At 65.4% G+C, this 11349-nt stretch carries 11 protein-coding genes; 9 read left to right on the forward strand and 2 right to left on the reverse strand.

The window, feature by feature from the left end; translation table 11 throughout:
* Positions 1–244: 244 nt before the first annotated feature.
* Together C7T96_RS02935 and C7T96_RS02940 are read right to left on the reverse strand one after the other, a co-directional pair.
* Positions 245–2257, reverse strand: a complete 2013-nt coding sequence (locus C7T96_RS02935) for an acetyl/propionyl/methylcrotonyl-CoA carboxylase subunit alpha (protein ID WP_106569646.1) — start codon at positions 2255–2257, stop codon at positions 245–247.
* An 82-nt stretch (positions 2258–2339) separates the two neighbouring features.
* Positions 2340–2771, reverse strand: a complete 432-nt coding sequence (locus tag C7T96_RS02940) for a potassium channel family protein (RefSeq protein ID WP_106569647.1) — start codon at positions 2769–2771, stop codon at positions 2340–2342.
* A gap of 288 nt (positions 2772–3059) precedes the next feature.
* Here C7T96_RS02940 and ugpB point away from each other — a divergent pair, with 288 nt between their 5' ends.
* From ugpB to C7T96_RS02985, 9 genes are all read left to right on the forward strand, one after another.
* On the forward strand, positions 3060–4376 hold the full coding sequence (ugpB, locus tag C7T96_RS02945) for a sn-glycerol-3-phosphate ABC transporter substrate-binding protein UgpB (RefSeq protein WP_106569648.1): 1317 nt from the start codon (positions 3060–3062) through the stop codon (positions 4374–4376).
* 67 nt (positions 4377–4443) lie between these two features.
* Positions 4444–5325, forward strand: a complete 882-nt coding sequence (ugpA, locus tag C7T96_RS02950; RefSeq protein ID WP_106569977.1) for a sn-glycerol-3-phosphate ABC transporter permease UgpA — start codon at positions 4444–4446, stop codon at positions 5323–5325.
* An 8-nt stretch (positions 5326–5333) separates the two neighbouring features.
* Positions 5334–6170 carry a sn-glycerol-3-phosphate ABC transporter permease UgpE gene (gene ugpE / locus C7T96_RS02955; RefSeq protein ID WP_106569978.1) on the forward strand — a complete coding sequence of 279 codons (837 nt, stop codon included), beginning with the start codon at positions 5334–5336 and terminating at the stop codon, positions 6168–6170.
* Between the two features lie 7 nt (positions 6171–6177).
* Positions 6178–7242 (forward strand): sn-glycerol-3-phosphate ABC transporter ATP-binding protein UgpC, encoded by a 1065-nt coding sequence (ugpC, locus tag C7T96_RS02960; RefSeq protein WP_106569649.1) that lies wholly within the window; start codon positions 6178–6180, stop codon positions 7240–7242.
* A gap of 106 nt (positions 7243–7348) precedes the next feature.
* The gene (locus C7T96_RS02965; protein ID WP_106569650.1) at positions 7349–8473 is read left to right on the forward strand and encodes an S-(hydroxymethyl)glutathione dehydrogenase/class III alcohol dehydrogenase; all 1125 of its coding nucleotides are present in this window, start codon (positions 7349–7351) and stop codon (positions 8471–8473) included.
* Positions 8474–8488: 15 nt separating this feature from the next.
* Positions 8489–9301 carry a DUF1353 domain-containing protein gene (locus C7T96_RS02970; RefSeq protein ID WP_106569651.1) on the forward strand — a complete coding sequence of 271 codons (813 nt, stop codon included), beginning with the start codon at positions 8489–8491 and terminating at the stop codon, positions 9299–9301.
* Between the two features lie 8 nt (positions 9302–9309).
* Positions 9310–9810, forward strand: coding sequence for a YaiI/YqxD family protein (locus tag C7T96_RS02975; RefSeq protein ID WP_280951710.1), 501 nt, complete (start codon positions 9310–9312; stop codon positions 9808–9810).
* 195 nt (positions 9811–10005) lie between these two features.
* Positions 10006–10839, forward strand: coding sequence for an S-formylglutathione hydrolase (gene fghA / locus C7T96_RS02980; protein WP_199190410.1), 834 nt, complete (start codon positions 10006–10008; stop codon positions 10837–10839).
* A 98-nt stretch (positions 10840–10937) separates the two neighbouring features.
* A complete protein-coding gene (locus C7T96_RS02985; protein ID WP_106569653.1) occupies positions 10938–11321 on the forward strand; it encodes a helix-turn-helix domain-containing protein in 384 nt (127 codons plus the stop codon).
* Positions 11322–11349 lie beyond the last annotated feature (28 nt).

The following is an 11349-nucleotide window of genomic DNA, read 5'->3' on the forward strand; positions in this document are numbered from 1 at the left end:
CGGCGCGCAAAAGCGGATCGCGCGGGGGACGTGGTGATGCCATCGGTCGGTCTTCCGTTCGCTGTGGCCGGACTCAGGCCGTCGGAGCGGATTGTTTCCGATCGCGCGGCGGCGGTCGAGAGGCAGGACGCGGTTTGTCCCAAGCTTCGTGACACGGGCGTTGCCGGCCGCGACCGGACCGGGTCCGACACAGTCCGGTCGCAGCCAGGGTTATTGCGGGTGCGGGGCGCGGCGGTCGCGAGCCCTATTCGAATTCCATGATGACGGCGTCGACGGACAGGCTGTCGCCGGCGACGGCATGAATCTTGAGCACGGTCAGGTCGCGTTCGGCGCGCAGCACGTTTTCCATCTTCATCGCCTCGACCACGGCCAAGGTCTCGCCGGTCTTGACCTCCTGGCCTTCCGCAACCGCGACCGACACAACCAGACCCGGCATCGGGCACAACAGCATGTTGGAGGTGTCGGGCGGCAGCTTCTTCGGCATCAGCCGGTCGAGTTCGGCAGTGCGCGGCAACATGGCCCGGGCGTTGACCGACAGGCCCTGCCAGGCGATGCGCATACCGTTCAAGACCGGGCGCAACTGGGCGATCACCGCCCGCCCGCCGACCCGGCCTTTCCACACGATCTCGCCCGGCCGCCAGGACGAAGACACCGTCACCGGTTCGCCGCCCTCCACCCGCATGTCGACCTCCAGCGGCAGCGAGACCATGCCTTCGCCGATGGAGAGCGCGATATAGTCGTCGTCGAGCCTGACCACCCAGTCCGGCTTGGTCGCGCCCGAATGCGGCGCGAGCCGTCCGCACAGCCTGTCGAGACGGTCCTTGCGCAGCAGTTCGACGGCCAGCGAAACCGCCGCCAGAACCGCCCTCTCCTCGTCATTGGGCATCGCAGGGGCAAAACCGTCTGGATATTCCTCGGCGATGAAGCCGGTCGACAGCCGCCCCTCGCGCCAACGCGGATGGCGCATCAGCGCCGACAGGAAGGGTATGTTGTGCTCGATGCCGTCGACGACGAATTCGTCGAGCGCGTCCGACATCGCCTCGATCGCCGTCGCCCTATCGGGCGCCCAGGTGCACAGCTTGGCGATCATCGGGTCGTAAAACATCGAGATTTCCGCGCCCTCGGTCACGCCGGTGTCGTTGCGCACGACGACGTCGCCATGGCGGCCCTCGGACGGCGGGCGGTAGCGCGTCAGCCGGCCGATCGAGGGCAGGAAGTTGCGGTAGGGATCCTCGGCGTAGAGCCGGCTTTCGACCGCCCAGCCGTTCAGCCGGACATCGTCCTGGGAAAGCGCGAGCTTTTCGCCGGCGGCGACGCGGATCATCTGTTCGACCAGATCGATGCCGGTGACGAGCTCGGTCACCGGATGCTCGACCTGGAGGCGCGTGTTCATCTCCAGGAAATAGAAATTGCGGTCCTTGTCGACGATGAACTCGACCGTGCCGGCGCTCTGATAGTCGACGGCCCTTGCGAGCGCGACGGCCTGCGCGCCCATCGCCGCGCGCGTTTCGGCGTCGAGAAATGGCGACGGCGCCTCCTCGACCACTTTCTGGTTGCGGCGCTGGATGGAGCATTCGCGCTCGCCGAGATGGATGGCGTTGCCATGGCCGTCGGCCAGAACCTGGATCTCGATATGGCGCGGCTCGACGATGAACTTCTCGATAAAGATGCGGTCGTCGCCGAACGAGCTCCTGGCCTCCGAGCGGGCGCGGTCGAACCCGTCGCGGACCTCGTTTCTGGTCCAGGCGATGCGCATGCCCTTGCCGCCGCCGCCGGCCGAGGCCTTGATCATCACCGGATAGCCGATCTCGTCGGAGATGCGTTCGGCATGGTCGGCGTCCTCGATCTCGCCCAGGAAGCCAGGAACGGTGCTGACCTTGGCCTCGCTGGCGAATTTCTTCGATTCGATCTTGTCGCCCATGGCGCGGATCGCCTTCGGCTTGGGGCCGATGAAGACGATCCCCTCGGCCTCCAGCGCCTCGCAGAACGAGGCGCGCTCCGACAAGAACCCGTAGCCGGGATGCACCGCCTGGGCGCCGGTCTTCTTGCAGGCGGCGACGATTTTGTCGGCCACCAGATAGCTCTCGGCGGCGGCGGGCGGGCCGATATGCACCGCCTCGTCGGCCATCTCGACGTGAACGGCGTCACGGTCGGCGTCGGAATAAACGGCGACGGTGGCGATGCCCATCTTCCGCGCCGTCTTGATGACCCGGCAGGCGATCTCGCCGCGATTGGCGATCAAAATCTTTTCGAACATCAAACAGGCACCCCTCCGCATGGACTGTTGTTTTAGGGAATAGAGCAGCCGGCCTCAAGCAGGGGCAACGGGCGGGCGGCGGCTAAAAATGCACGCCGCGGCGAAACGGCCCGATCCTGATGCCGGCGGCGATCAGATAGGCGGTCGACCAGCCGATCAGCAGGAAGCCGTTGACACCCTCCAGGCCGGCAAACAGCCGCCAGTGATGGGCCGGCACGACGTCGCCGTAACCGAGCGTGGAAAACGACACGACCGAGAAATAGAGCGCGGTTTCGAACCCCTCGACCACGCCCAGCGCGTAATGGGCGATGGCCCACAGCCACACTTCCACCGTCATGACCGCGAACAGGCCGATGACGATCGAGACCATGGCCAGGATGCGGCTGCGGCGTCCGTCCATGCGCACGAGCCCGGTCAGGCGCCCGATGGCGTGTGTGAGCGCGATCAGGCCGAGCGTATGGATGACGACGGTCGCGGAAATGACCGCTGTGCCGAGCAGGAGATTGACGAACATCGCGCCAAGTTAGCGCGATTCGTCGAAAAAGAACCGCATCGCACCGCGCCGCAGACCGGCGTGGCGCCGTCCCCCGGCACCGGCACCGCCGGCCCACGAGAGCGGCTGAGATGGCGCCGCGCGCGCAAGGCGCCAATTCGGCGTATCCAGGCGGCGTCGATCTTCAATTGACTCGTATCGGAGAAAGGTGAAACCTTCGCTCTTCCGGCGGGGATACCCCGACCAAAGGCCGCGGTAGCGGATGACTGATCGATCCGACCGAGGCACCATAATGCGGGAGGAAAGCTCATGACGTTCAAGACCCTCGTACTGGCCGGCGCCGCGTTTGCAACGGCGGCGCTGCCCGGCGCGGCCTCGGCGGCGACGGAAATTCAGTGGTGGCATGCCTTTACCGGCCGGCTCGGCGAGTTGCTGGCCGAGCAGGTGGAGAAATTCAACGCCTCCCAGTCCGATTACACCGTGGTCGCGTCCCACAAGGGCAATTATTCCGAGACGCTGAATGCCGGCATCGCCGCCTTCCGGGCCGGCGAGCAGCCGCACGTGCTGATGGTGTTCGAAGTGGGAACGGCCACGATGATGGCGGCCGAGGGCGCGATCAAGCCGGTCTACGAGGTGATGGCCGAGGGCGGCGCGCCGTTCGACGCCGACGGTTATCTGGGCGCGGTCAAGGGCTATTACACCACGCCCGACGGTCAGATGCTGTCGCTGCCCTACAATTCGTCGACGCCGGTGCTCTACGTCAACCGCGACGCGCTGGAGGGCGCCGGGCTCGATCCGGACATGGACCTGTCGACCTGGGACAAGGTCGGCGAGGCGCTGGATGCGCTGAAGGCGTCCGGGCACGGTTGCCCGCTGACCACGGCCTGGCAGAGCTGGGTGCACCTGGAAAACCTGTCCGCCTATCACAACGTGGCGTTCGCCACGAAGGAAAACGGTTTTACCGGCCTCGACACCGAACTGGCCTTCAACGGGCCGGTACAGGTCAAGCATATCGACACGATGGGGCAATGGGCCAAGGACGGCAAGTTCATCTATGCCGGGCGGCGCAACGAAGGCGGCGCCAATTTCCGCGGCGGCGAATGCGCGCTCTTCACCGAATCCTCGGCCGGCTACGCGGGCGTGAAGGCGGAAGCGGAGTTCGATTTCGAGATCCGTCCCCTGCCCTACTGGTCCGACGTCGACGGCGCGCCGCAAAACACCATTATCGGCGGCTCGTCGCTGTGGGTGCTGTCCGGCCACGAGGCGGAAGACTACAAGGGCGTGGCGGCGTTCCTGAGCTTCCTGTCGAGCGCCGATATCCAGGCCAAATGGCATCAGGACACCGGCTATCTGCCAATCACCACCGCAGCCTACGAAAAGACCAAGGCGGACGGGTTCTACGACGCCAATCCCGGCACCGACATCGCCATCATCCAGATGACCGGCAAGGCGCCGACCGGCAATTCGAAGGGCCTCAGGCTCGGCAGCTTCGACCAAATCCGCACCATCATCGACGAGGAGCTGGAGGCGGTGTGGACCGGCGACAAGTCGGCCCAGGACGCGCTCGACAACGCGGCGGAACGCGGCAACCAGCTTCTGCGCCGCTTCGAACAGGCCAACCGCTGATCCAATCCCGCCTGCGCGCGGGGACGGCATGACGCCGCCCCCGCGCCCGCCGCGGCCGCATCGCATCATGGAAAAACGCGTCACCTTCAAGGGATGGACCCTGCCGCTGCTGCTGGTCATGCCGCAGGTGGCGGTGACGGCGGTGTTCTTCTTCTGGCCGGCCGGCCAGGCGATCTACCAGTCGGCCTTCATTCCCGATCCGTTCGGCCTGCGCACGCAATTCGTCGGTTTCGGCAATTTCATCTTCCTTCTCACCGACCCCTATTATCTGGCCTCGTTCCGCACCACGGCGGTGTTTTCCATCCTGGTGACGGTGGTTTCGATGGCGACCGCGCTGTGGCTGGCGGTGATGGCCGACCGGATCATCAAGGGGTCTGGCACCTATCGCACGCTTTTGATCTGGCCCTACGCGGTCGCGCCGGCGGTGGCCGGCGTGCTTTGGCTGTTCATGTTCAACCCGAATGTCGGGCTGGTGAGCTGGTATCTCGACGTGCTGGGCTACAACTGGAACCACGTGCTCAACGGCAACGAGGCGATGGCGCTGGTGGTGCTGGCCTCGGCCTGGGGCCGCATCAGCTACAATTTCCTGTTCTTCCTGGCCGGGCTGCAGGCGATCCCCAAAAGCGTGATCGAGGCCGCCGCGATCGACGGCGCCCGGTTCTGGAAACGGTTCTGGACGATCGTGTTCCCGCTCTTGTCGCCGACCACCTTCTTCCTGCTGGTGGTCAACGTGGTCTACGCCTTCTTCGAGACCTTCGGCGTCATCCACACGATTACCGCCGGCGGCCCGCGCCAGGACACCACCATTCTGGTCTACAAGGTCTATGCCGACGGGTTCGTCGGCCAGGATCTCGGCTCCTCGGCCGCGCAGTCGGTGATCCTGCTGGTGGTGGTCGGGGCGCTGACCATCATCCAGTTCCGCTACATCGAAAGACGGGTGCATTATTGATGTCGGGCATGGTGGAAAAGACCGGCCGCGGCCTTTGGCTCACCCATCTGGGGCTGATCGTCGGGCTGGCCTTCATCTGCTTTCCGATCTATCTGGCCTTCGTCGCCTCGACGGTGGAGCAGCAGGATATCGTGCGCCCGCCCATGCCGCTGCTGCCCGGCGACAAGTTTTACGAAAACTACCGCGACGCGCTGGTCTCGGGCGTCAACGCCCCGGTCTGGCGCATGCTGGTCAACTCCACGGTAATGGCGCTCGGCATCGCGCTCGGCAAGATCGTGATTTCGCTGCTGTCGGCCTTCGCCATCGTCTATTTCCGCTTTCCCGCCCGCAAACTGTTCTTCTGGCTGATCTTCCTGACGCTGATGCTGCCGGTCGAGGTGCGCATCGTGCCGACCTACGAGGTGGCGGCGAATTTCGGCATGCTGAACAGCTATTCCGGCCTGATCCTGCCTCTGATCGCCTCGGCGACGGCGACCTTCCTGTTTCGCCAGTTCTTCATGACCGTGCCGGACGAGCTCGCCGAAGCCGCGCGGGTCGACGGCGCCAAGCCGATGCGATTTTTCATCGACATCCTGTTGCCGATGTCGCGCACCAACATCGCGGCGCTGTTCGTGATCTTGTTCATCTATGGCTGGAACCAGTATTTGTGGCCGCTTCTGGTCACCACCGATCCCTCGATGAACACCATCGTCATGGGCATCAAGCAGATGTTTCCCTCCGGCGACGATCTCGCCAACTGGCCGGTGATCATGGCGACCGCGATCCTGGCGATGATCCCGCCGGTGGCGGTGGTGATCTTCATGCAGAACCTGTTCATCAAGGGTCTGGTCGAGACCGAGAAATAGGGCGCCCATGTCGACGATCAGCCTGAAATCGATCCGCAAATCCTACGGCAAGACCGAGGTCATCCACGGTATCGACGCCGAGATCGCCGACGGCGAGCTGATCGTCATCGTCGGCCCGTCGGGCTGCGGAAAATCAACGCTTTTGCGCATGGTCGCCGGGCTGGAAACCGTCACCAGCGGCGAGATCGCCATCGACGGCAAGCGGGTCAACGAGCTCGAGCCGATGGACCGCAACATCGCCATGGTGTTCCAGAGCTACGCGCTCTACCCGCATATGAGCGTGTTCGACAACATGGCCTACGGGCTGAAGATCGCCGGCAGGCCGAAGGCGGAGATCGCCGAGCGCGTGGCGAAAGCCGCCCAGATGCTGCAGCTGGAAGAGTTCCTGCAGCGCAAGCCGCGCGAATTGTCGGGCGGCCAGCGCCAGCGCGTGGCGATGGGCAGGGCGATCGTGCGCAAGCCGGCGGCGTTTCTGTTCGACGAGCCGCTGTCCAATCTCGACGCCAAGCTGCGCGTGCAAATGCGCCTCGAAATCAAGGGCCTGCAGCGCGATCTTGGCGTGACGTCGCTCTATGTCACCCACGACCAGGTGGAGGCGATGACGCTCGCGGACCGGATGATCGTGATGAATGCGGGCGTGGCCGAGCAGATCGGCGCGCCGCTCGACGTCTATCAGGACCCTGAAACGGTATTCGTCGGCGGCTTCATCGGCTCACCGCCGATGAATTTTATCGCGCCGCGCATCTTTGCCGGCAACGGCACCGCCCTGCCCGCCGCGCTCACGCGCGCGGTCGGGTCGGACGGCGAGGATATGCTGATCGGGCTGCGGCCCGAGCACATGGCGCTGTGCGCGGCCGACGAGGCGATGCTTGAGGGCACGATGCGCTATGTCGAGCCGCTCGGGGCGGAGACCCTCGTTCATGTCGCGCTCGGCGACGACACCCAGATCACCGTGCGCCAGGAAGGCATCGCCGAGGTGCCGGAAGCCGGCGCGGCCTGCCCCATGCGCTTCGATCCGGCCTATCTGTGCCTGTTCGACGGCAACGGCAAACGCGTGAGAACGGGCGCGTGAGAACGGGCGCGTAAAAACCGGCGTCGCGCTGCCCGGCGGCGGACGGCTTGAAGAGGGCGCGAATTCCTGAAACCCTGCGCCCGACGGATCGCGAAGGAGCAAGGCCATGAAGACACGTGCGGCTGTTGCGGTTGGGGCGGGCCAGCCGCTCGAGGTTATGGAGGTCGATCTTGAGGGGCCGCGCGCCGGCGAGGTTCTGGTCGAGATCAAGGCGACGGGCATCTGCCACACCGACGAGTTCACGCTGTCGGGCGCCGATCCGGAAGGGATTTTTCCGGCGATCCTGGGCCATGAGGGCGCCGGCGTGGTGGTCGATGTCGGTCCGGGCGTGGAAAGCCTGAAAAAGGGCGACCACGTCATCCCGCTCTATACGCCCGAATGCCGCCAGTGCCCGTCCTGCCTGTCGCAGAAGACCAATCTGTGCACGGCGATCCGCGCCACGCAAGGCCAGGGCCTGATGCCGGACGGCACCAGCCGGTTCTCGATCGGCAAGGACAAGATCCATCACTATATGGGCTGCTCGACCTTTTCGAACTTCACCGTGCTGCCGGAGATCGCGCTGGCCAAGGTTCATCCCGAGGCCCCGTTCGACAAGATCTGCTATATTGGCTGCGGGGTCACCACCGGCATCGGCGCCGTCCTCAACACGGCCAAGGTCGAGATCGGCGCCACGGCGGCCGTGTTCGGGCTCGGCGGCATCGGCTTGAACGTCATCCAGGGCCTGCGGCTGGCCGGCGCCGACCGGATCATCGGCGTCGACATCAACGACGACAAGAAGGCGTGGGGCGAGAAATTCGGCATGACCCATTTCGTCAACCCGACGCAGGTGGACGACGTGGTGGCCGAGATCGTCAATCTGACCAAGCGCGGCGCCGACCAGATCGGCGGGGCCGACTACACGTTCGACTGCACCGGCAATGTCAAGGTGATGCGCCAGGCGCTGGAAAGCGCCCATCGCGGCTGGGGCGAGAGCATCGTCATCGGGGTGGCCGGCGCCGGCCAGGAGATTTCGACCCGGCCGTTCCAGCTCGTCACCGGCCGCACCTGGAAGGGCACCGCCTTCGGCGGCGCCAGGGGCCGCACCGACGTGCCGAAGATCGTCGACTGGTACATGGACGGCAAAATCTCCATCGACCCGATGATCACCCACACGCTCACCCTCGACGAGATCAACACAGGCTTCGATCTCATGCACAAGGGCGAAAGCATCCGAAGCGTCGTCGTGTTCTGAGCCGGGGAGGAACGCTTGCAGCATCGCGCGGCACGCAAAGGAAAGCGCAAGGCGGCGCGCTTCGCGGCCATGCTGGCGGTGCTGACTTTTTCGGGCGCGGCGATCGCGGCGGAGGCGGCGTTTCACGGTTCGTTCGCGTTTCGCTGGACACGAGAGCCGGACGACCGCCATCGGGAAATGGTGCTTTTGTCCGATGTCAGCTTCGTGGACCCGGCGGGTCGGGTCTGGCAGGTACCGGCCGGAACCCGGATCGACGGCGCGTCGATCCCGCCATCGTTGTGGTCCTTTTCCGGCTCGCCCTTCGTCGGCAATTATCGACGCGCGTCGGTGGTTCACGACCATTTCTGCGCGATCAAGACCGCGCCGACCTCCGAGGTGCACGGGATGTTCCGCGACGCCATGGCCGCCGACGGCGTCGGCCAGCCCGAACGCCAACTGAAATACGCGGCAGTCAGCCTTTATAGTTGGCTTGGCGGCCAATGCGGCAAGAAGGAGAATGTCGTTCGCATCTTTTACAGTACAGGCGGCGAAGCCGGGCTCGCCAAGACGGAGGAATTGAACGCGCTCTTGCTTTCGCTGCAGTTCATGAGTTCCGGCCGGCCGGACATTCCCGGCCTTGCGGCGCGTTTCACCGAGGTCGCCCGGATCGAGCACCGTCGCACCTTCGCGGCGATGCTTGCCTATCGCGACACGCCGTCGGAGGACAATCTCGACCGGCTCGCAACCGCCATCCGCGCGGAATCACCAAGTGAAAGCGAGTTGGAAAACCTGATCCTGCTGTCGCGCGCGGTGCTTCCGGACGAAAACAGCATTCTTCTCGAACAATAGGAAATTCAGTGCCCACGAACACGACCCCGGCGATCCTGGTCGACGCCGATGCCTGCCCCGTGAAGGACGAGGTGATGCGGGTGGCCGAGCGCCACGGGCTCGTCGTCACCTTGGTGGCCAATGGCGGCTTGCGGCCGTCGCGCGATCCGATGGTGCGCCACGTGGTGGTGGCCAAGGGCGCGGACGCGGCCGATGACTGGATCGTGGACCACGCGGCCCAAAACGACATCGCGGTGACCGCCGACATTCCGCTTGCCGCCAGGCTGGTGGCGAAGGGGGTTCACGTTCTGGGCCCGACCGGCAAACCGTTCAGCGAAGCCTCGATCGGCATGGCGCTCGCCATGCGCGACCTGAAGCAGCATCTGCGCGAGACCGGCGAGATCAAAGGGTATAATCGCGGTTTTTCGGCCCGCGACCGCTCCGCCTTCCTGGGTGCGCTCGACAGAAGCGTGCGCCAGGCGCTCAACGCCGCGCGCCAGGCCCCCCCTTCTCCGACCGCGCCGGCCTGAGGCGACGGCGCTCGCGCCGAGAACGGGTCGCGGCGGCGGAAAAGCCGCGCCGGCGCGGCCGCGCATCCGACAGGGGTTTGGAATCGCGCCCGGCCATGTTAGGACCAAGCCCTTCCCGCCGCCGCACGCTCGGAGAAGCACGCCCCCTTTCCCACCAGACGACCGGCCGCCTGCGCCGGCAGAGACTTGATGAGCATGAAAACAGTTTCGACGGCAAAATCCCACGGCGGCGTTCAGGGCGTCTACACGCACGCGTCCGAAAGCTGCGCCTGCGACATGACTTTCGCCGTGTTCGTGCCGCCACAGGCGGCCGAGGCGCCCTGTCCGGTGGTTTGGTACCTGTCAGGCCTGACCTGCACGCACCAGAACGTGATGGACAAGGGCGAGTATCGCCGTCTGGCGGCCGAGCTCGGCCTGATCGTGGTGTGTCCCGACACCAGCCCGCGCGGCGAAACCGTGCCCGACGACGCGCAGGACTGGCAGTTCGGCTCCGGGGCCGGATTTTATGTCGACGCCACCCAGGCGCCCTACGACGCGAATTATCGCATGTATTCCTATGTCGCCGAGGAACTGCCGGCGCTGATTGCACAAAATTTTCCCGCCGATATGAGCCGCCAGGCGATTTTCGGCCACTCCATGGGCGGGCACGGCGCGCTGACCGTGGCGCTGAAAAACCCGAAACGCTTCAAGAGCTGCTCGGCCTTCGCGCCGATCGTCAGCCCGTCGACCTCGGACTGGTCGAAAAAGGCCTTCGAGCGCTATCTGGGCGCGGAGGAGGAGGCCTGGCGCGCCTACGACGCCTGCCTGCTGATCGAAGACGGCCAGCGCTTCGGCGAGGTCCTGGTCGACCAGGGCACCGCCGACGGTTTCCTCGAGGAGGGGCTGAAGCCGTGGCTGCTGGAAGAGGCCTGCAAGAAGGCCGGCATCTCGCTCACCCTGCGCATGCAGGAGGGCTACGACCATTCCTATTTCTTCATTTCCACCTTCATGGAGGACCATCTGCGCTGGCACGCGCAGCGTCTTGCCTAGGGTCAATCGCGACCTGCAATGACGCACGGCGTGCTTCCCGCCCCGGCCGGCGCAACTAGGATAAAACCGAAACCGAAGCCCAGGAGGCAGAAGATTTCATGGCCGTTGTCACATCGATCCACCGCCGCGCGCCCGACACCGACACGTTCGGCGGGCGGCTGTCGCGCACCCGCGACTCGCTCGGCCTGAGCACGGGCCAGCTTGCCCGCCGCGTCGGCGTCAAGCAAAAAACGATCGAGCAATGGGAAAGCGACCGGTCGGAACCGGGCGTGGAACGGCTGTCGCTGCTTGCCGGCGTGCTGGACGTCAACATGATCTGGCTACTGCACGGCGTCGGCGACGCGCCGGAGGACGATATCGGCCCCGACCCCTATGCCGCGATCACGGCCCAGCTCGAGCGCCTCAAGCGCATGCACGAAGATACCGGCCGCATCATCGAGCGCATCCAGCGCGAGCTCGGCCGGCTCGAAGACGAGCGCTGAGGCGCGGGACGCATCGAGGCCGGCAGGA

The sequence above is a fragment of the Nitratireductor sp. StC3 genome, from assembly GCF_003015025.1.
Classification (GTDB): Bacteria; Pseudomonadota; Alphaproteobacteria; order Rhizobiales; family Rhizobiaceae; genus Mangrovimarina; species Mangrovimarina alexandrii.